Genomic DNA, 19550 nt, shown 5'->3' with positions numbered 1-19550 from the left:
CTCCGGTCGGATGGAACCCGAACACGGCACCACCTACCTCGCGCCGATCCGCCTCTGGTTACCGAACTCCATCGCCCCGCTGGACTTCGAGACCAAGCGCGACGTGGGTTCACGCTGGCTCTACAACCCGTATTACGAGCGGGGAGAGCGGAACTCCAGCAAGGTGTACGGCATCACCGGCGAGGCGATGATCAACTTCGGTCTGCTCGGTGGGGTGCTCTCCTTCGCCGTGTACGGCTTCGTGGTCCGGCTCGTCGGGCGTTGGTACCGAACAGCGAGACAGGGTACGGCTCTGGCCCCGCAGCTCCTGGCCGCGATGGCTTGGGCATTGGCGATCATCGTCGTCAGCGCCGATCTGGGTAACCTGATCGACTTCAATCTGGGCTTCACCATGCCGGTGGTGCTGTTGGTCCTTCTCAGCAGCGGCCGTCCCGGTGCCCGGCGGGCCGGCCCGGACCTCCTCGACCCAGTTCCCCACCGGCGACACCGACCCGGAGTCGGATCGCCGGAACCTCCGCGGATTGGCGGCACATGATCCAGACAGAAGCGGACCCGATGCTCGGGCGAGAGCCCGCCGGCCAGCAGAGCGGGTCGGGCGGAGATGCCGCCGTGACGTCTCCGTCGGGCCGCTACCGGGTGGTGCAGATACTCGGTGTGCTCGACGTCGGCGGGTTGGAGATGCGGACGATCGAGATGCTGCCGCATCTGCGTGCGGCCGGTGCGGAGATCCACTTCGTCACGCTGACCGGACGCCCGGGGATACTGGCGCCCACGGCCGAGCGCCTCGGCGCGCAGGTGCACCCCCTTGCTCTGGGCGTCCGCCTTCCCCTTCGCCTCGTCCGGCTTCTCGTCCGGCTACGGCCCCGTGTGGTTCACTCCCACGTCGCCACGTTCTCCGGCGTGCTGCTCCTGCTCGCCTGGCTGGCCCGGGTGCCGATCCGCATCGCGCACTTCCGCAGTGACGGCGACGAACACGGAAACACGCTCCGACGCAGGGTGCAGCGCTGGTCTCTGCGCAGGTTGATCGGTCTGTGCGCCACCGACATCGTCGGGGTGGCACCAGGCGCTCTGACCAGTGGCTACCGATTCGACTGGACATCCGATCCGCGTTGCCGGGTGGTGCCCAACGGGCTCGATGTCGGCCGGCTCGACAGATCGTCCGGGTTCGACCTCCGCGACGTGATCGGCGCCGCGAAGAACGAGCTGGTCTGCGTGCACGTCGGCCGCCCGTCACCGGCGAAGCGTCGATGGATGGTGCCGCGTATCGTCGCGGCGCTGGGCGCCTCGGGTGTTCCCTGCCACGGGGTCCTGGTCGGCGCCCGACAGGAGGAGGACGAGGAACGCGTCCTCGCCGAGGCTCGCGCGCACGGGGTGGAGAGTCGCCTCCACCTGCTCGGCGCACGGGACGACATCGGCACTCTGATGCGGCAGGCGGACCTCGTCCTGCTTCCGTCGGACCGGGAAGGACTTCCGGGCGTCGTGCTGGAGGCACTGGCGGTCGGCACCCCGGTCGTCGGATCGGACCTGCCCGGCGTGCGCTTCATCGCCGAACGGCTGCCCGGAGTCAGCCTGGTGCCTCGCGACGCCACGCCCACGGCGTGGGCCGGGGCGATCTGCCCGCTGGTGAGCCCGGCCCGGGGAGAACGGGACCGCGCCGATGCCCGGGATGCGTTCCAGGCCAGCGTCTTCTCGCTCCGGTCCGCCGTCGACGCCCATCTTCGGCTGTACCAGGGTGTGCCGGCACGGCCGGCGAGCCCGACCGGTCAGCACTCAACAACGCCTACGACGGAAAGTGCCGCTCAGTCATGACGAACAGACGAGACGTGCCCGCCGCGGCGGGTCGCCAGCTTCCTCGCGGCCACGGGACGGCGGTGCCGACATGTGCGGCATAGCCGGCGTGGTGTCGGCGGAGCGGCCGGAGGCTGCACTCGTCCGCCGGATGTGCGACGAGATCATCCACCGGGGACCGGACGGCGCCGGTCTGCACGCGGACGACACCTGCGTCATGGGTATGCGCCGGTTGGCGATCATCGATGTGGCGGGCGGACAGCAGCCGGTCCGGAACGAGGACGGCACCGTGGTCGCGGTGTTCAACGGGGAGCTGTACAACTTCCCCGAACTGCGGACCATGCTGATCCGCAAGGGCCACCGGTTCGTCAGCGAGGGTGACTCCGAATGCCTGGTGCACCTCTACGAGGAGCTTGGCGACGACCTGGTTCACCGGCTCCGGGGCATGTTCGCCTTCGCCATCTGGGACTCCCGTCGTCGACGGCTGCTGCTCGGACGCGACCGGGTCGGCAAGAAGCCGCTGTACTGGTGGTCGAACGGCTCGGGGATCTCCTTCGCCTCGGAGGCGAAGTCACTGCTGCGGGATCCGTCGCTCCCCCGGCGGCTCGATCCGGTCGCCCTGCACCACTACCTCACCTATCAGTACGTGCCCGCGCCCTGGTCGATCTATCAGGGCGTGCGGAAGCTCCCGCCCGGACACCTGCTCACCTGGACCGACGGCACGGTCGACGTACGGCCCTACTGGCGCCTGGACTGCACGCCGCATCCGGTGCCCGACGAGACGGCGGCAGCCGGCGAACTCCGGGAGCGGCTGCTGGACGCCGTGCGCGTCCGCATGGTCAGCGAACGGCCGATCGGCGCCTTCCTGTCCGGGGGCGTGGACTCCTCGGCCGTGGTGGCAGCCATGGCCCGGCAGTCCACCGGCCCGGTGAAGACCTTCAGCATCGGCTTCGAAGAATCGCGCTACGACGAGCGCGCACACGCGCGCCTGGTCGCCGACCGGTACGGCACGGATCATCACGAGTTGGTGGTGGACCCGTCGTGCGTGGCTCTGTTGCCGACGCTGGCCTGGCACTTCGACGAGCCGTTCGCCGACTCCTCGGCCATCCCCAGCTTCTACGTCGCGCAGATGAGCCGGCAGCACGTCACGGTGGTGCTCAACGGGGACGGTGGCGACGAGAGCTTCGGCGGATACCGACGGTACGCGCTCATGCAGGCCCTCGGCCGGGTGCCGGCCTGGGCGAGCCCGTCGGCGTTGGAGCGGATCGGAACCAGGCTGGTGCAGCACACCACTTCGGGTTCCCGGATGAGAGCTGTAGGCCGGATCCTGCACCTGCTCGGGCAGTCGCCCCTCGACCGTTACTGCTCGATGATCTCCGCCTACCCTCCCGCGCAGCAGTTCGGGCTCTACACCGACGAGCTGCGCGAACAGGTGTCCGGCTGGGACAGCTGGGCGGTGGTCGCGCAGGCGTACGAGTCCTCTCGCGCGGCGGACCCGCTGGGCCGGATCATCGACGCCGACGTGAACACCTACCTTCCCGGCGACCTGCTGCCCAAGGTGGACATCTCCACCATGGCGAACTCGCTGGAGGCCCGCTCCCCGTTCCTCGACCACCATCTGATGGAGTGGGCGGCTCACCTGCCGACTCGACTCAAGGTCCGCCGAGGCACGACCAAGTACCTCCTCAAGCGAGCCGTCGAACCGTGGCTGCCGGCCGAGATCATTCATCGGCCGAAGATGGGCTTCGCCGTGCCGATGGACCGGTGGCTCCGAGGCGAACTGCGGGACATGGCGTGGAGCCTGCTCACCGACGCCACTGCCCGGTCCCGTGGTCTCTTCCGACCGGAGGCGGTCACCGCCCTGTTGAGGCGCCACGAGCAGGGGCAGAACGAGGGCTCCCGCATCTGGGCGCTGTTGCAGTTCGAGCTCTGGCACCGTCGCTGGCTGGACGAGTCGGCCGGTGGACCCGCTGCCGAGGCGACACCCGGCATCCCCGTCGTTCCCGCCCAGGTGGGCGGCGGCGCCGGACACGAGGTCAACGGATAGCTCGATCCACCTGTGCGGTCAGGGGGGCGGCCCGTCGGTGGCGGCTGATCGTGCGTCGGTACCCGTACCAGACGGCAGGTCCCACGGTCAGCGCGTAGGTCGCGCAGCCGACGAAGGGCACCGCGTTCAACCCGTACCTGGTGGCGGCGTACCACTTGGCGGGAAGGGAAGCGCCGAGGAAGAGGATCTGGCCGACCAGGTGTGGGCGCACCACCCCGGCGGCGTTCTGCACCATGATGAGCACCGAGAACGTCCCGAGCAGCAGGAAGTAGAGCCCGAGACCCACGATCAACCAGCGGCTCTCCCCCAACGGCACCGGCAGCCAGACGGCGAAGATCCAGTCACCGACCAGCGCGAGGCCGGCGGTCGGCACCGCGGTGGCGACCAGCGACAGGACGACCATCCGTCGCACCGTCCGACGCACCCAGGCCAGGTCACCCCGGGCCAGGGCGTCGCCGTTCGCCGACCAGAGCGGCATGTTGATCATGGAGACCAGCATGCCGACCAGGGACACCATCTTCGCCGGCAACGCGTACGCGGTGACGCTCCGCGGCCCCAGGGCATGCGCGATGATCAGGTTGTCGGCGTTGTACGACACCGCGTACAGCACGACCACCACGAAGAAGAGCCCGCTCAGCCGGAGCAGGGTGACGGTGAGTCGACGGTCGACCGCCGCCAGTCGTGGCCGGAGTTCCGGCATCCGCCGACCGAAGATCCAGATGCTGACCGCCAGGTTGGTCAGGAGCGGCCCCAGCGCGGTGGCGGTGACGACCGCGAGGGGACCACCGTGGGAGCTGCGCGCCGCGAGCAGCACCAGGGGCACGGTCGCCAGGGAACCCGCGCCCTGCCAGAGCGCGGAGGACGCGACGTGCTGGTAGGCGAGCTGCACCCGGACGATCAGGGCCAGCGGGATGTTGAGCAGGAACGCGGTCAGGCAGATCAGGACCACGGCTCTGGTCTCTCCGGGCGCGACCGTGCCGGCGACGTTGAACACCGTCGTCCAGGGGATCAGGCCGGAGCCGAGCCAGAGCAGGACGCACAGCCCCGCCGCCACGGAGGCCAGCAGGGCGTACGCGGAGGAGATGTAGCTGCGGGCCCGAGCCGCGTCACCATTCGCGTAGCACGGCGCCAGCTTGGTCATCAGTCCCGCACCGAGCCCGAGGTCGGCGAACGTCACCATGCCGGTGAGTGCGAGCACCGACATCCACAGGCCGTACCGCGCCGGACCGAGGGTGGCCAGGGAGACCGGGATGAGCAGGAGCGGCGCCCCCAGGGCCACCGCGCGGGCCAGCGCGGTCGTGGCGATCCCGCCGGCCAGGCGGCGGCTGCGGGAGGAGCCCGGGTCCGCTCCCGGGGACGGTTCCGGGTCCGCCACCGGCACCGGGGGCGTGGGGTCCACCGGCGAGCGCGGTGCCGCCGTCATGGCCGGTTCGGCCAGGTGCGGTACCAGTCGAGGGTGCGGCGTACCCCTTCCTCCAGCGGCACGCTCGGCTCGAAGCCGGTCAACTGCCGCAGCCGGCTCAGGTCCGGGCAGCGTCGGCCCACCGACCGGGGCGGCGCCGGCAGGTGCCGCACCGCCGGGGCCAGCCCGGTGAGGCGCAGCACCAGCTTCGCCAGGTCGCCGATGTTGGTCTGCTCGCTGTCGTTGCCGATGTGCACGACCTGCCCGTCGGCGGCCGGGGTGGCCATCAGCCGGACGACCGCCTCCACCGCGTCGTCGACGTGGCAGAACGCCCGGAACTGGTCCGCGCCCCAGATCCGGAACGGGTCCTCGCCGGCCATCGCCCGCAACGCCATCTCCGGGATCACGTGATCGGCGCCCATCCGGGGGCCGTAGACGTTGTGGAACCGGCCGATCACCACCGGACAGCCCCTGGCTCGGGCCCCGTGCAGCAGCAACGCCTCGCCGGCCAGCTTGCTGATGGCGTACGCCAGCCGGGGCGAGGCGACGTCGGCGATCATGACCGGCACGTCCTCGGGGGTGGGCACCGGCACCAACCCGGCGTCGACACCGCCGGCGTACACCTCGCTGGTGGAGCTGAAGAAGACGCGGAGGCCGGGGTGGAGCCAGTCCACCAGGTGTGTCGCGGTGAGCGTGTTGACCCGCAGCACCCGGGCCGGGTCGGCCTCGACGTTGCGCACGCCGACGACGGCGGCCAGCAGGTAGACCTGGTCGACGTCGCGCGGCAGCCGCGGCCAGGACGAGGGATCGGTCAGATCCGCCGAGAGCACGTCCACCGCACCCGATCCCCGCAGCGCGGCGATCCGTTCGTCGTCGCGCCCGCGCGAGAAGTCGTCGACCAGCACGACGTCGTGGCCGGCGGCGGCCAGCCGCTCGACCAGGTGCAACCCGATGAACCCGGCCCCGCCGAGCACCAGCGCCCGCATCAGACCGACACCTGCGTGGTGCGCGACGACCGGGGCGCCGGAGGCGTGGCGCCCGCCGGCAGGTAGCCGATGCCGGCGTAGCGGACCCCGGCGGCCCGCACCGCCGCCTCGTCCAGGATCCGCCAGGAGTCGAACACCAGCCGGACGTCGGTGCTGGGCAGCAGCGTGCCGACCGGCAGCGCCCGGTAGTCCGGGTGGTCGTTGAGGACCAGCACGGCGTCCGCCTCCGCGAACGCCTTGTCCAGGCTGACCGGTACGCCCCCGTGCTCCCGGACCACCTCGTCGGTCACCATCGGGTCGTGCCCGAGCACCGTCAGTCCCGCCGTCGCGAAGACCGGCAGCATGCTGGTGATCGGGGTGCCCCGCATGTCGTCGGTGGGTGGCCAGCCCTTGTACGCCCAGCCGAGCACGGCCAGCCGGGTGCCGCGCAGGTCGTCGCCCCGCTCCTGCCGCAGCAGCCGCACCATCCGCTCGGCCACGTGCACGGGCAGGTGTTCGTTGAGCCGCCGCGCCGCACCGACCAGGAACGGGGGGCGTTCCCCGGCACTGGCGATCATCAGGTACGGGTCCTTGGAGAGGCAGCCACCACCGACGTAGCCGGGACGGTTGAGGTCGGGGCGGGGATAGTCCAGGTTGGTGGCCCGGATGACCTCCAGCGGATCCAGTCCGTGCGTCTCGGCGATCAACGCCACCTCGTTGCCGTACGAATAGATCAGGTCGGTGTGGCAGTTGTTGGCGAGCTTCACCAGCTCCGCCGCCTCCAGGCTGGACNGCGGGCCAGCCCGCCGAGGAACGCCAGCCCCGCCTCCAGACTGGCCTCGTCGCGCCCGCCGACGACCTGCGGCAGCTCGACGAGTTCCCGCAACGCCTGCCCCTGGATCGTACGTTCGGGCGCCATGACCAGCCGGACATCCCCGCCCCAGGCGGCGACGAGCGGCGGCAGCACCACGTCGCGGCTGGTGCCGACCGGCACGGTGCTGCGCACCACGACGAGCGTTCCGGGCCGGCAGGTCGCGGCCACCGCCTGCGCCGCGTCGGCCAGGTTCTCCAGCCGAGCGCGGTGGCTGGCCGGGTCGACCGGGGTGGACACGCACAGCACGACCGCGTCGACGTCGGCCGGCAGCCGGTCGGGGACGAACAGCGACCGGCCGACGTGCCGGCGGAGGACCTCCTCGATGCCGGGCTCGAAGATGTGCGGCCGGCCCGCCCGCAACGAGTCGCGGACGGCCGGCTGGGTGTCGACGCCGTGCACCTCGTATCCCTTGTCGGCCAGCGCGGCGGCGAGCGTCACGCCCACGTATCCGAGGCCGATCACTCCGATCCTGTGGTACACGTCTACTCCTTTGACAGCGGGACGGATGCGTGTGTCGAGCGGGTCGCTCATGCCGGGACGTCGACGGTCGCGGGCAACAGGAGCGGCCGCAGGTCCGCAAAGGTCCGGTTGGCCTCGTCGTAGTCCTCGGGCCGGCCGATGTCGAGCCAGTGCCCGGTGAAGGGATAGTCGGCCGGGTGGTCTCCCTGCCGGATCAGGTCCACCATGAGCTGGTCGAAGCCGAAGGACATACCGGCCGGGTAACCGGCGATCGCCTTGAGCGACAGACCGTAGACGCCCATGCTGACGTGGTAGTCGAGGATCGGTTTCTCGCTGAACTCGACGATCCGGCCGTCGGCCGACGTGAGCACGCCGAAGTCGATCTTCACGGTGCGGCGGAAGGTGGCCACGGTGACCGGCGCGCCGGCGGCCATGTGCGTCCGGAGCAGGTCGGCGTAGTCGAGGTCGGTGAGGATGTCGCCATTCATCACCAGGAAGTGCTCGGGCAGCCGGTCCCGGAGCCCGAACAGCGGCCCGACGGTGGACAGCGGAAGCCGTTCCTCGGTGTAGTCGACCCGCAGTCCGAACCGTCGGCCGTCGCCGACGAACGCCCGGATGAGCGAACCGAGGTGGTTGATCGCCAGGGTGGCGTGCGTGAAGCCACGGAAGGCGAGCTGGTGCAGGACGATCTCCAGGATCGCGTAGCTGTCCCCGATCGGCACCAGCGGCTTCGGCAGTGCGGTGGTGTACGGCCGCAGACGGGTGCCGAGTCCGCCGGCCATGATCACTACGTGCATGGCACCTCCTGTCGTGTCTCCGCCCAGATCGCCTTGATCGAGTCGGTCAGTTCGTAGGAGGGGTGCCAGCCGAGCCGGCGGATCTCGGTGATGTCCGCGCACATCCAGGTCACGTCCGCCGAACGGCGGCCGGCCTCGTCCGGCGCGGCCTCGACGATCGCGCCGGTGAAGCCGGCCACGGTCGCCAGCGACCGGATCACGGAGCGCACCCGCACGGCACGGCCGGCGCCGATGTTGAGCACCGGCCGGGGTACCGTCGGCGCCGACACCACGGCGGCAACCGCGTGCGCGAGGTCCCGGACGTCCACGAAGTCCCGGTACGCGTCGAGCGGTCCGAGGGTGATCTCCGAGGCGCCCCTCGCCAGCCCGGCCCGCAACAGGCGAGCAGCCCGGCCGAGGACGTTCTCCGACGACAGGCCCGGGCCGATCGGGTTGAAGACCCGCAACACGACGCCGTCGAGGCGACCCGCCGTGACCGCGAGTTCCATCAGTCGGGTGGCCGCCAGGTGGCTCACCCCGTATCCACTCACCGGCTCCGCCGTCCAGGTCTCCGGCACGGCGACGCCCGAGGGCACGACGCCGTACTCCCCCGCGGAGCCGAGCCGGACCAGGCGGGCCCGCGGCGCCGCGGTCGCCACCGCCTCGACGAGCGTGGCGGTCACGAGGGTGTGTGCCGCGACCATGTCGTGGTCGCTTCCGGTCAGCAGGCCGGTGCAGTTCACCACGGCAACGGGTCGGTGGGCCCGGATCAACGTGGCCACCTGATCCACGCTCGCCCTCGACAGGTCGCATTCGGCGCGCCGCGGAGCGACGACGTGCAAGTCGACGGCGGTGAGCGCCGCGCGCACGTGTCGACCGACGAAGCCGTTCGCGCCGAAGAGCAGCACCGTGTTCATGGCGTCTCCCGGTCGTCCGCCGGGGTCACGGCGTGCACACCGCACCGCCCCCCGCTGGCACCTCGGCCATCTGCGCCGCCCCGACGCGCCGGGACCGGAACCAGTCGACGGTGGCGCGCAACCCCTCGACGAAGGGGACGGGCGACGTGTCCGGGAAGAGTCCGCGCAGTCGCGCGTAGTCGGCCTGGGACTCGCGGACGTCGCCCGGCCGGTTCGGCAGGTGCACGACCTCCAGCGAGCGACCCAGCGTGGTCTCCAGTTCGGCGATGAGGTCGAGCAGGGAGATCCGCGCGCCGAAGGCGAGGTTCACCACGTCCGGCGAGGACACCCGACGCAGGACGGCGTCGACGATCACCGACGTGACGCTGCCGACGTAGGTGAAGTCCCGCGACTGGGTCCCGTCGCCGTGCACCTGCAGGGGCCGGTTCGCCAACGCGGCGCTGACGAACCGGGGCACCACCGCGGCGTACGCGTGGTTCGCCGCCTGCCGCGGACCGAAGACGTTGAAGAAGCGGAACGGCAGGACCGCCATGCCGTAGCAGGAGGCGTAGGCCACCGCGTACGCCTCGGTGGCGAGCTTGGAGACCGCGTACGGGCTGACCGGCATGGGCCGCAGGTCCTCCTGGCGCGGCAGCACCGGGTTGGCGCCGTAGACCGAAGAGGAGGAGGCCAGCACGCACTGTGCGACACCGTGCCGGCGGGCCGCCTCGAGGACGGTCAGGGTGCCGGTGGCGTTCGCGTGGTGGCTGCGCAGCGGATCGTCGATCGAGCGGGGAACGGACCCGAGCGCGCCGAGGTGCACCACGCTGGCCGCGCCGGTCATGGCCCGGTCGAGCAGGTCCGGGTCCAGCACCGAGCCGGTCAGCAGTCGCACCGGCAGCCCGTGAAGGTTGTCCACCGATCCGGTGGACAGGTCGTCCACCGCGACGATCTCGGTCACCCGGCCCGTTTCCGACAGCGCTTGCACCAGGTTGGAACCGATGAAACCGGCGCCCCCCGTGACGACGACCTTCACGTCCGCTCCTGCCCCTCGGGTGTTCTCTCCGCTGGGCCAACGAGCGATATCCACCCCGGTTACTAATGCGCAGAAGCTCGATCAATCCATCTGATTACCGGACAAACCAGCTTTTACGATGATAGAACCGGATGGTCTTGCTCATGAGCGCTCGGAGGCCGACCCCGTGAAGCGCGTTTCCCCGTCCGACGCCGCTGCCGGTGCGTCAGCGCGCCAGTCGTTACGCGTCGCCATCATCGTCAAGACCAACTACGGCGGGCTGTGGACGATCCCGCAAGCGTGCGCGCTGCGTGACCGTGGGCACGAGGTCCTGGTGATCTGCCCACCCGGTGGTCGGCTGAACGCCCGGCTCGCCGAGGCCGGGATCCGGACGGCGGCGTCGCCGTTCTCCTTCCACTTCCGGCCTCGCCTCGGGACGCTGCGCGAGCTGTGGCAACTCCGCCGCCTCATCCGCCGATTCCGCCCTCAGGTGCTCTACCACCACCTGTACGCGGCCACCCTGGCCGCCCGACTGTCGACCATCGGAATGCCGCTGGCCCGGGTGCAGTTCGTCGCCGGTCCCGCCTTCCTCGAGTCGCGCGTCGTCCGCCGGATCGAGCGGTTCCTCTGGCACCTCGACCACTCGATCATCTGCGGCACCCGGTACACCTCCCGCCTCTACGGCGAGCTGGGGGTGCCGGCCTCCCGCCGCCCGGCCGTGAACAGCGGCCTCGACCTGACCTGGGCGACGGCCGACCTGCCGGGCGACACGGCGGCGGCGAGGGCGGAGGCCAGGGCCAAGTCCCGGGCGGACCTCGGGCTGACGCCGGAACAGTTCCTGGTGATCATGGTGGCGTACGTGTACCCGCCCCGGAAGCTCGCCGCCCACCGCAATCGCGCGTTCAAGGGACACGACGTCCTGCTCCCCGCCTGGCAGGAGTTCCGGTCCCGGCACCCCGACGCGGTGCTGCTGCTGGTCGGCGGCGGCTCGGACCGGGCCGGCGAGGATCACCGGCAGGAGCTGATCCGCCGCTTCCGCGTCGCGGACGACTCCTCCGTGCGGTGGATCGACACCGCTGACGACGTGCGGCCCTACTACCGGGCGGCGGACCTGAGCGTCAGCCCCTCACTCAGCGAGGGGTACGGCGCACCGCCCGAGGCGGCCCTGCTGGACGTGCCCAGCATCGTGAGCGACGCCGGCGGGCTCCCGGAGACGGTCGACGAGACCTGCGGGTGGGTGGTGCCCCGGGACGACCCGGCCGCACTGGCGCGGGCGATCGAGCACGCGTACACGGAGTTCCGATCGGGACGGCTCGCCGACCGTGGGCTGCACGCCCGCGAACGCGCACAGCGGTACTTCGACAACCGGGTGTCGGTCGTCCGGATGGCCGAGATCGTGGAACATGCCGCCGGGCTCGGTGGGTCTGGGCAGGAGTACGCCCCGCCGGCGATGGGGAAGGTGTCGGCCGGGTGAGCGGCGACCACCGGCGGACGGAGCGACGCCTCAAGCGGATCATCGACATCACCGTGGCCTCGGTGGTCCTCGTCCTGACCGCGCCGGTCGTGGCGGTCGCCGCGCTGCTCGTGCTGGCCCAGTTCGGGGCGCCGGTCTTCTTCCGCCAGGAGCGCACCGGTCTGCACGAACGCACCATCCGGGTGTTCAAGCTCCGCACCATGTCCGACGACCGGGACGCAGCGGGTGACCTGCTTCCCGACGGGGTCCGCTGTCGAGGCGTGGGCCGGATCCTGCGTCGGTTGAGCATCGACGAACTACCCCAGATGGTGAACGTGCTCCGGGGCGACCTCAGCCTGGTCGGCCCCCGGCCGCTGCTGCTCCGCTACGACCCCTGGTACACCCCGAGGGAGCGCATGCGCTTCGCGGTCCCGCCGGGCATCACCGGGTTGGCGCAGGTGAACGGGCGTAACGACCTCGCCTGGACCGACCGGCTGGAACTCGACGTGCGCTACGTCCTCGACTGGTCCATCTGGCTCGACCTCCGCATCATCGCCCGGACGGTCGGCAGGGTTCTGGGTGCCTCCGGGGTGGCGGTCGACCCGTCGTCACAGATGCTGAACCTGGACGAGGAGCGACGCCCCACCTACGTCCGGTGAGGTGTCAGGCCGGGCCGTGCCCAGCGCCCGGCGGAAGCTCCCCACGAGGGCGGGGTAGTCGTCCGGCGCGATGTCCTGGTGCACCGGGAAGTTGATGATGTGCCGCGAGAGCCGCGCCATCGACGGGTGGGCGCGGAGGTCTTCGATGAGCGTGTGGTAGAGGCTGACCACGCCGAAGCCCTCACGGTTCATCGCGGCGTAGACGTGGTCACGGTTGTCCCGACCGGGCCCGAGTATCCGCACCGGCAATGTCTGCGGCGCGTCGTCGTCGGCCAGTTCCGGCCACATCAGCTCGAAGCCGCTCCCGAGTTCGGGCAGCGCGCGGAGCAACCCGGTGAGGACCCGGAAGTTCTCCTGGCGCCGCCTGGCGATGCCGACCGGGTCGTGGTCGAGCACATGACGGGCGAACCCCGGCTCGGTCTCCCGCTGCCCGCTGATCCAGCCCGAATTGCGGTAGGTCACCATCCCGCCGCGCCCGCCGGGCATCGGCAGCATCTTGTGCAGAGAGTAGAGCGAGACGTCCCCGGTCCGGCCGGCCGGACCGCCGAGCGCATGGGTGAACCACGCGTGCGCGAGGTCCTCCAGCAACAGTGCCCCGTGCCGGTCGGTCAGCTCCCGGATCCGGCCGATCGCCCGCTCGGTACGTCCGAAGTAGTGGATGACCACGACCACGTCGTACCGGCGCTCGGCGAGCCGCGCGTCCAACGACGACAGGTCGACGGCGAGATCCTCGGTCAGGTCGTAGAAGCCGGGGTCGAGCCCGAGCCCGGTCACGGGGTCGAAGACTCCGCTTCCCTCGTTGGCCGACCAACCGATGAAGGACGGCAGCAGGATCGCGCGCCGCTCACCTCGCCACACTTCGGGCTGCGCCAGCAGGTCCCGCATGCCCTCGCGGGCCGCCGCGTAGAACAGGCTCGGGGCGCGGAAGACCTCGGGGTCGGTGGCGGTCTTGGAGATCGTCTGCCTCATGTGGACTCCAGTCGGGTGCGCATGTTGAACCAACGAGCCATTCCCCCCTTAGTTACCATCTATGAATCTAAGCCTATTTACCGTTAAAAACGGGACAAAGGTGGACTCATTTGGTAGGAATCGCTTATGCCGCTCACTACCTGGAGGCCACTCGCGTGAAACGCACATCACGGTCCGATGCCGCTGCCGACGCCGCGCGAGATCACCGATCCCTCCGCGTCGCGATGATCATCAAGACGAACCACGGCGGACTGTGGACCATCCCGCAGGCGTGCGCCCTCCGCGATCGCGGACATGAGGTCGTCGTGATCTGCCCACCCGGCGGTCGCCTCAACGCCCGCCTGTCCGAGGCCGGGATCCGCACGGTCGCGTCGCCGTTCTCGTTCCGCTTCCGACCCAGCCCCCGGACGTTGTACGAGTTGTGGCAGCTCCGCCGCGTGATCCGCCGACTCCGTCCACAGGTGCTCTTCCATCACCTCTACGCCGCCACCCTTGCCGCACGCTTGGCCACCATCGGCCTACCGCTGGTCCGCGTACAGTTCGTCGCCGGCCCCGCCTTCCTCGAATCGTCCACCGTCCGCGTGGTGGAAAGGATCCTCTGGCGCCTGGACCGGGCGATCATCTGCGGCACTCGATACACCTCGCGCCGGTACGGCGAGTTGGGGGTGCCGCCCGCGCGCCGGCCCGCCGTGACCAGCGGACTCACCTTGTCCTGGGCGACGGCCGATCTGCCGGACGACACCGCGGCGACGAGAGCGGAGGCCAGGGCGAAGGCCAGGGCCGAACTCGGGTTCACCCCCGGCCAGTTCGTGGTGATCATGGTGGCGTACGTGTACCCGCCCAGAAGACTGTCCGCCCGCTACCCGAACCGCGCCCCCAAGGGACACGACATCCTGCTCGCCGCCTGGCAGGAGTTCCGGTCCCGGCACCCCGAGGCGACGTTGATGCTTGTCGGCGGCGGCTTCTACCCGGCCGGCGAGGATCACCGGCGGGAACTGATCCGCCACTTCCGCGTCGCGGACGACGCCTCCGTCCGGTGGATCGACTCCGCTGACGACGTACGGCCCTACTACCGGGCGGCAGACCTCAGTGTGAGTCCCTCACTGAGCGAGGGTCACGGTGCACCGCCGGAGGCGGCGTTGCTGGACGTGCCCAGCATCGTGAGCGACTCCGGAGGACTCCCCGAAACGGTGGATGAGACCTGCGGGTGGGTGGTCGCCCGCGATGACCCGGCCGCCCTGGCCGACGCCCTTGAGCACGCGTACGAGGAGTTCCGCTCCGGACGGCTCGCCGAGCGGGGGCTGCGCGCTCGCGAACGGTCACACCGACACTTCGACAACCGGGTGTCCGCGGTGCGGATGGCCGAGGTCGTCGAGCACGCCGCCGGAATGGGCTCGCCCCCACGGGACTACTCACCGACAGCAACAGCGGCGGTCCGGGCCGGGTGAGGCAGGTCGCCGCCGGGCCGAGCCGCTCACCCCGGACCCAGCGGGTCTCGTACGTCGAGTCGGGCGCGGATCCGGGAGGTGGACATCCGGAGCGACCGGTTGACGGCCCGGAGTTCACCCACCGCGCTCGGCGGCGCGTCCTCACCCGGCGTCATGACCAGCACGCGGTCCAGCTCGGGGAACTCCCGGACCACCGCGGCGAGGACCGCCGGTTGGGTGAGGATCGCCGGGTCGAAGCAGCGCAGCACCCGGGCGCTCGGCCGGCCGAGCTTGACGGTGGTCTCGCCGACGGCGACCGCGAACTCGCCGAAGCCGTAGGTGTCGAACCAGGCCCGGGCCGCGTGCAGCCCGTCGAGCCGGACGTCGGCGCCCGGCGTCACCCCGTCGAGCGTGAGGTCGGCCACCCACCAGGTGCTGGTGGCTTCGGCCGCGAAGCCGAGCCGGTCGTAGAGCACCCGGGCCGGCACGTTGTCGGCGAAGACGTCGAGTCGCATGGCAACGACCTGCGGTTCACCGGCCGCGTACGCCCGCAGCAGCGCGCCGGCGACGCCTCGGCCGCGCGCGGCCTCGACCACGCAGATGTAGGAGAGATGGGCCCGGTCCGGCTCGACCAGGGTCAGGTCGGCGAAGCCCAGCCGGTCGCCGTCGCCGGTTTCGGCCACGAGGAAGGTACGCCCGGGAAACGACCCGGGGTGGGCGAGCACGACCTCCCAGAACCGGCCGATGCCGGGCTGGGCCGAGGTCAGGTAGTCGCGCAGCCGGGGTGCGAACGACGCCCGGCTGACCTCGGCCAGCCACGCCGCGTCCGCGACCACGGCCGGACGGATCCGGACGCGGGTGCTGGTCGGCTCGACGCCGAGCGATCGACTCAGGTCCGTTATCGACATGTTCACACCATAGTGTCCGCATCGACCGCGGCGGCGGAATTCGTATGGTGAGCTGGTAGCCGTGGCGGGCTATCTGTTCGGGTTGGTGCTGCATCCCACCCGGGACGTCTCCGAGGTGGTGGAGATGATCACGGACTGGGCGTCCCGGCACGGCCGGACCCTGGCCGTCCGCGCCGAGGACCGGCATCGCGTCCCGGCCTCGGTCGAGGCGGTGGCCGCCGACGAGCTGGCCGCCCGCTGCGACGCGCTGATCAGCATCGGCGGCGACNCGTGCACCTCGGTCGGGTGGGGTTCCTGGTCGAGGTGGAGCCGCCCGAGCTGCCCCGGGCGCTGGAGCGGCTGGTGGCGCACGACTTCACCGTCGAGTCGCGCGCCTGCCTGGCCTGCGACGTCTGCGGCGACGACGTGGTCGCGTTCAACGACATCGCCCTGGTCCGGCAGCCCGGGGCCGGCTTCGTCACCGCCACGCTCGCGGTGGACGGCCGACGCTACGGGTTCTACCGCTGCGACGCGCTGGTGGTGAGCACGCCGACCGGCTCGACCGCGTACAGCTACGCGGCCGGCGGACCGCTGGTCTCGCCGGCGACGGAGGCGCTGGTGGTGACGCCGTCCGCGCCGATGGCCGGGATCTCCCGGTCCGTGCTGCTCTCCCCGCACGAGAACGTCCACCTGGAGCTGCGCCCCGACTCGGCGCCGGTGGCGGTGGAGATGGACGGCCTGCTGATCCGCCAGGCGGCCACCGAGGGTTCGGTGCGCGTCCGGTACGTGCCCGACGCGGGCCGGGTGGTCCGCCTCGATCCGCGTCGCTACCAGGAGCGCAACCAGCTCAAGCTGAGCCTGCTGGACCTGCCGCTGCTGCCCGAGCAGCTCCGCGAGCTGCTGCCGGACGGCCTGCGGGAGCAGCTCAACCGCCGCGAGCTGCCCCCGTTCCGCTGACGCCGGCTCAGGCGGTGCCGAGCACGCCGTCGACCAGCGACTTGGCCTCCTCCTGGATCCGCGCGAGGTGCTCCGGCCCCTGGAACGACTCGGCGTAGATCTTGTAGACGTCCTCGGTGCCGGACGGTCGGGCGGCGAACCAGCCCGACTCCGTGGTCACCTTCAGTCCGCCGATCGCGGCGTCGTTGCCCGGCGCGGTGGTCAGGATGGCGGTGATGGGCTCGCCGGCCAGCTCGGTCGCGGTCACCTGCTCCGGGGAGAGCTTCGCCAGGACCGCCTTCTCCGCCCGGCCTGCCGGGGCGTCGATCCGGGCGTACGCGGGTGCGCCGAAGCGGTCGGCCAGCTCGGCCCAGTGCTCGCTGGGGGTGCGCCCGGTCACCGCGATGATCTCCGCGGCGAGCAGGCAGAGCAGGATGCCGTCCTTGTCGGTGGTCCAGGTGCTGCCGTCGCGGCGCAGGAACGACGCGCCGGCGCTCTCCTCGCCGCCGAAGCCGACCGAGCCGTCGAGCAGGCCGGGCACGAACCACTTGAAGCCGACCGGCACCTCCAGCAACGTCCGGCCCAGGTCGGCCGCGACCCGGTCGATCATCGAGGAGGAGACCAGCGTCTTGCCCACCGCCGCGGTCGGGCTCCACCGCTGGCGGGTACGGAACAGGTGGCCGATCGCCACCGCCAGGTAGTGGTTGGGGTTCATCAGCCCGCCGTCGGGCGTGACGATCCCGTGCCGGTCGGCGTCGGCGTCGTTGCCGGTGGAAACCTGGAAGCGGTCCCGCGCGGCGATCAGCGAGGCCATCGCGTTCGGCGACGAGCAGTCCATCCGGATCTTGCCGTCGCCGTCGAGCGTCATGAACCGCCAGGTCGGGTCCACCTCGGGGTTGATCACCGTGAGGTCGAGGCGGTGCCGCTCGGCGATCTCCCCCCAGTACGCCACGCTCGCCCCGCCCATCGGGTCGGCGCCGATGCGCACCCCGGCGTCCCGAATCGCGTCGATGTCCAGCGCGGCGGGCAGGTCGTCGACGTACCGGGCGAGGAAGTCGTACTCCCCGGTGGTGTCGGCGGCGCGGGCCCGCGCGTATGGGATGCGTTTCACCTCCTTGAGCCCGGCGGCGAGGATGGCGTTCGCGCGGTCCTGGATCCACTTCGTGACGTCGGTGTCGGCGGGGCCGCCGTTGGTGGGGTTGTACTTGAACCCGCCGTCGGACGGCGGGTTGTGCGACGGGGTGATCACGATGCCGTCGGCGAGCCCTGCGGTGCGGCCCCGGTTGTGGGTGAGGATGGCGTGCGACGCCGCCGGGGTGGGGGTGTAGCCGTCCCGGCTGTCCCGCAGCACCGTGACGTCGTTGGCGGCCAGCACCTCCAGCGCGCTGGCCTCGGCCGGCGCGGAGAGCGCGTGGGTGTCCCGGGCGAGGAACAGCGGGCCGGAGATGCCCTGCTCCCGCCGGTAGTCGCAGAGCGCCTGGGTGACGGCGAGGATGTGGTCCTCATTGAACGCGTTGCGCAGGCTCGACCCACGGTGCCCGGACGTGCCGAAGGAGACCTGCTGCGCCGGGTCGCTCGGGTCCGGGTGCTCGGCGTAGTAGGCGGTGACCAGTCGGGGCACGTCGACCAGGTCGGCGGGCTCGGCGGGCTGGCCGGCACGGGGGTGGGCCACTGCGGGATCCTCCTCGGGATGGGTGGGGTTGCTCAGGGCTCGACGCGCTGGCCCTTGCCGATGACGACGATGCCGTTGTCGGAAACGGTGTAACGCTGCCGGTCCTTCTCCAGGTCGACGCCGATCTCGACGCCCTCCGGGACGTAGACGTTCTTGTCCAGGATCGCGCGCCGGACGACCGCGTGCCGCCCGATCTCGACACCCTCCATCAGTACGGCGCCGTCGACGTGCGCCCAGGAGTGCACCTTGACCTTGGGCGAGACGATCGAGTTCTCCACCAGCGAGCCGGAGATCACCGCCCCGGGCGAGACCATCGAGCCGACCGCCCGGCCCACCCGCTCGCCCCACTGGTGGACGAACTTGGCCGGCGGGTACGGCGGCTGGTCGGTGTAGATCGGCCAGTCGAAGTTGTAGAGGTTGAACACCGGGTGCACGTTGATCAGATCCATGTGGGCGTCGTAGAACGAGTCGAGCGTCCCCACGTCGCGCCAGTAGCCACGGTCCCGGTCGGTGCTGCCCGGCACCTCGTTGTCCTTGAAGTCGTAGACGTTGGCCTCGCCGCGCTCGACCAGCATGGGGATGATGCTGCCGCCCATGTCGTGCTTGCTGCTCTTGTCCGCCGCGTCGCGCTCGACCGCCTCGCACAGCGCCTTCGTGGAGAACACGTAGTTGCCCATCGAGGCGTAGATTTGGTCCGGCGCGTCGGGCAGCCCCACCGCGTCGGTGGGCTTCTCGCGGAACGCGCGGATGCGCCGGCCGTCCTCGCCGACCTCGATCACCCCGAACTGGTCGGCCATGGCGAGCGGCTGGCGGATGCCGGCCACGGTCACCCCGGCGCCGGAGGCGATGTGGTCCTCCACCATCTGCCGCGGGTCCATCCGGTAGATGTGGTCGGCGCCGAAGACGATCACATGGTCGGGCTGCTCGTCGTTGATCAGGTTGAAGCTCTGGTAGATCGCGTCGGCCGAGCCGGCGAACCACCACGGGCCGCGGCGCTGCTGCGCCGGCACCGGCGTGACGTAGTTGCCGAGCAGCGTCGACATCCGCCACGTCTTGGTGATGTGGCGGTCCAGCGAATGGGACTTGTACTGGGTCAGCACGACGATCTTGAGGAAGCCGGCGTTCGCCAGGTTGGACAGGACGAAGTCGACCATGCGGTACATCCCACCGAAGGGAACGGCGGGCTTCGCCCGGTCGGTGGTCAGGGGCATCAGGCGCTTGCCCTCCCCGCCGGCCAGGACGATCGCGAGCACCTTGGCAGCCATGCTCAGACGCTAACCATCCGGCACCGACTTCACCACTCGGACGCCGCACTTGCGTAGCGG

The 19550-nt window shown here is 71.0% G+C and carries 17 protein-coding genes and 1 pseudogene; 7 read left to right on the top strand and 11 right to left on the bottom strand.

Going from position 1 to position 19550, the window contains the following annotated elements; all coding sequences use genetic code 11:
* The first annotated feature begins 163 nt into the window (after window positions 1-163).
* From B1205_RS11740 to asnB, 3 genes are all read left to right on the top strand, one after another.
* Window positions 164-535, top strand: coding sequence for a hypothetical protein (locus B1205_RS11740; RefSeq protein WP_089155631.1), 372 nt, complete (start codon window positions 164-166; stop codon window positions 533-535).
* A 74-nt stretch (window positions 536-609) separates the two neighbouring features.
* Window positions 610-1809 carry a glycosyltransferase gene (locus tag B1205_RS11735; RefSeq protein WP_176308552.1) on the top strand — a complete coding sequence of 400 codons (1200 nt, stop codon included), beginning with the start codon at window positions 610-612 and terminating at the stop codon, window positions 1807-1809.
* 70 nt (window positions 1810-1879) lie between these two features.
* Window positions 1880-3835 (top strand): asparagine synthase (glutamine-hydrolyzing), encoded by a 1956-nt coding sequence (asnB, locus tag B1205_RS11730; protein WP_176308551.1) that lies wholly within the window; start codon window positions 1880-1882, stop codon window positions 3833-3835.
* On the opposite strand, the gene B1205_RS11725 is transcribed toward asnB, so the two are convergent.
* The 7 genes from B1205_RS11725 to B1205_RS11700 all read right to left on the bottom strand — a co-directional run bounded on the left by B1205_RS11725 (window position 3825) and on the right by B1205_RS11700 (window position 10243).
* Window positions 3825-5258 (bottom strand): lipopolysaccharide biosynthesis protein, encoded by a 1434-nt coding sequence (locus tag B1205_RS11725; RefSeq protein ID WP_140158022.1) that lies wholly within the window; start codon window positions 5256-5258, stop codon window positions 3825-3827. The two genes, asnB and B1205_RS11725, sit on opposite strands and share 11 nt — an antisense overlap.
* Complete coding sequence (locus tag B1205_RS11720) at window positions 5255-6223, bottom strand: NAD-dependent epimerase/dehydratase family protein (protein ID WP_089155627.1); 969 nt, start codon at window positions 6221-6223, stop codon at window positions 5255-5257. Before B1205_RS11720 ends, B1205_RS11725 begins: the two co-directional genes overlap by 4 nt.
* Window positions 6223-6969 (bottom strand): UDP binding domain-containing protein, encoded by a 747-nt coding sequence (locus tag B1205_RS31305; protein WP_254909870.1) that lies wholly within the window; start codon window positions 6967-6969, stop codon window positions 6223-6225. Before B1205_RS31305 ends, B1205_RS11720 begins: the two co-directional genes overlap by 1 nt.
* A complete protein-coding gene (locus tag B1205_RS31300) occupies window positions 6966-7607 on the bottom strand; it encodes an NAD(P)-binding domain-containing protein (RefSeq protein ID WP_441338468.1) in 642 nt (213 codons plus the stop codon). Before B1205_RS31300 ends, B1205_RS31305 begins: the two co-directional genes overlap by 4 nt.
* Window positions 7604-8332 (bottom strand): sugar phosphate nucleotidyltransferase, encoded by a 729-nt coding sequence (locus B1205_RS11710; RefSeq protein WP_089155626.1) that lies wholly within the window; start codon window positions 8330-8332, stop codon window positions 7604-7606. Before B1205_RS11710 ends, B1205_RS31300 begins: the two co-directional genes overlap by 4 nt.
* Window positions 8323-9228: an NAD-dependent epimerase/dehydratase family protein gene (locus B1205_RS11705; protein WP_089155625.1), complete on the bottom strand. Its 906-nt coding sequence runs from the start codon at window positions 9226-9228 to the stop codon at window positions 8323-8325. The genes B1205_RS11710 and B1205_RS11705 overlap by 10 nt, the downstream gene beginning before the upstream one ends.
* A 25-nt stretch (window positions 9229-9253) precedes the next feature.
* Complete coding sequence (locus B1205_RS11700) at window positions 9254-10243, bottom strand: NAD-dependent epimerase/dehydratase family protein (protein ID WP_089155624.1); 990 nt, start codon at window positions 10241-10243, stop codon at window positions 9254-9256.
* 166 nt (window positions 10244-10409) lie between these two features.
* Here B1205_RS11700 and B1205_RS11695 point away from each other — a divergent pair, with 166 nt between their 5' ends.
* Both B1205_RS11695 and B1205_RS11690 read left to right on the top strand, forming a co-directional pair.
* Window positions 10410-11696, top strand: a complete 1287-nt coding sequence (locus B1205_RS11695) for a glycosyltransferase (protein WP_254909868.1) — start codon at window positions 10410-10412, stop codon at window positions 11694-11696.
* Entirely contained in the window at window positions 11693-12334 is a 642-nt protein-coding gene (locus B1205_RS11690) for a sugar transferase (protein WP_089155622.1), read from the top strand. Before B1205_RS11695 ends, B1205_RS11690 begins: the two co-directional genes overlap by 4 nt.
* Here B1205_RS11690 and B1205_RS11685 read toward each other — a convergent pair.
* Window positions 12284-13303: a DegT/DnrJ/EryC1/StrS family aminotransferase gene (locus B1205_RS11685; RefSeq protein ID WP_089155621.1), complete on the bottom strand. Its 1020-nt coding sequence runs from the start codon at window positions 13301-13303 to the stop codon at window positions 12284-12286. The genes B1205_RS11690 and B1205_RS11685 overlap by 51 nt on opposite strands.
* A gap of 224 nt (window positions 13304-13527) precedes the next feature.
* Between B1205_RS11685 and B1205_RS11680 the strand changes: the two genes are divergently transcribed.
* Complete coding sequence (locus B1205_RS11680) at window positions 13528-14751, top strand: glycosyltransferase (protein ID WP_089155620.1); 1224 nt, start codon at window positions 13528-13530, stop codon at window positions 14749-14751.
* 26 nt (window positions 14752-14777) lie between these two features.
* Here B1205_RS11680 and B1205_RS11675 read toward each other — a convergent pair whose 3' ends face one another.
* Window positions 14778-15638 (bottom strand): GNAT family N-acetyltransferase, encoded by an 861-nt coding sequence (locus B1205_RS11675; protein ID WP_140158021.1) that lies wholly within the window; start codon window positions 15636-15638, stop codon window positions 14778-14780.
* A 124-nt stretch (window positions 15639-15762) separates the two neighbouring features.
* Between B1205_RS11675 and B1205_RS11670 the strand changes: the two are divergent.
* Window positions 15763-16574 (top strand): annotated as a pseudogene (locus tag B1205_RS11670) (NAD(+)/NADH kinase).
* A gap of 7 nt (window positions 16575-16581) precedes the next feature.
* Here the strand turns inward: B1205_RS11670 and pgm are convergent.
* A complete protein-coding gene (pgm, locus tag B1205_RS11665) occupies window positions 16582-18225 on the bottom strand; it encodes a phosphoglucomutase (alpha-D-glucose-1,6-bisphosphate-dependent) (protein ID WP_089155618.1) in 1644 nt (547 codons plus the stop codon).
* Window positions 18226-18257: 32 nt separating this feature from the next.
* Window positions 18258-19490 carry a glucose-1-phosphate adenylyltransferase gene (gene glgC, locus B1205_RS11660; protein ID WP_089155617.1) on the bottom strand — a complete coding sequence of 411 codons (1233 nt, stop codon included), beginning with the start codon at window positions 19488-19490 and terminating at the stop codon, window positions 18258-18260.
* Window positions 19491-19550 lie beyond the last annotated feature (60 nt).

Origin of the sequence: Micromonospora sp. NBS 11-29 (assembly GCF_002140155.1) — a bacterium.
Classification (GTDB): Bacteria; Actinomycetota; Actinomycetes; order Mycobacteriales; family Micromonosporaceae; genus Micromonospora.
Note: the sequence above shows the minus strand (reverse complement) of the source record. Positions and strands in the feature narration are given on the sequence as shown.

Bases quoted from the DNA above. Each gene is read 5' to 3' on its own strand.
- B1205_RS11680 (WP_089155620.1), top strand. From the start codon at position 13,528: ATGATCATCAAGACGAACCACGGCGGACTGTGGACCATCCCGCAGGCG.
- B1205_RS11710 (WP_089155626.1), bottom strand. From the start codon at position 8,332: ATGCACGTAGTGATCATGGCCGGCGGACTCGGCACCCGTCTGCGGCCG.
- B1205_RS11685 (WP_089155621.1), bottom strand. From the start codon at position 13,303: ATGAGGCAGACGATCTCCAAGACCGCCACCGACCCCGAGGTCTTCCGC.
- B1205_RS11725 (WP_140158022.1), bottom strand. From the start codon at position 5,258: ATGACGGCGGCACCGCGCTCGCCGGTGGACCCCACGCCCCCGGTGCCG.
- B1205_RS11705 (WP_089155625.1), bottom strand. From the start codon at position 9,228: ATGAACACGGTGCTGCTCTTCGGCGCGAACGGCTTCGTCGGTCGACAC.
- glgC (WP_089155617.1), bottom strand. From the start codon at position 19,490: ATGGCTGCCAAGGTGCTCGCGATCGTCCTGGCCGGCGGGGAGGGCAAG.
- B1205_RS11720 (WP_089155627.1), bottom strand. From the start codon at position 6,223: ATGCGGGCGCTGGTGCTCGGCGGGGCCGGGTTCATCGGGTTGCACCTG.
- asnB (WP_176308551.1), top strand. From the start codon at position 1,880: ATGTGCGGCATAGCCGGCGTGGTGTCGGCGGAGCGGCCGGAGGCTGCA.
- B1205_RS11675 (WP_140158021.1), bottom strand. From the start codon at position 15,638: ATGTCGATAACGGACCTGAGTCGATCGCTCGGCGTCGAGCCGACCAGC.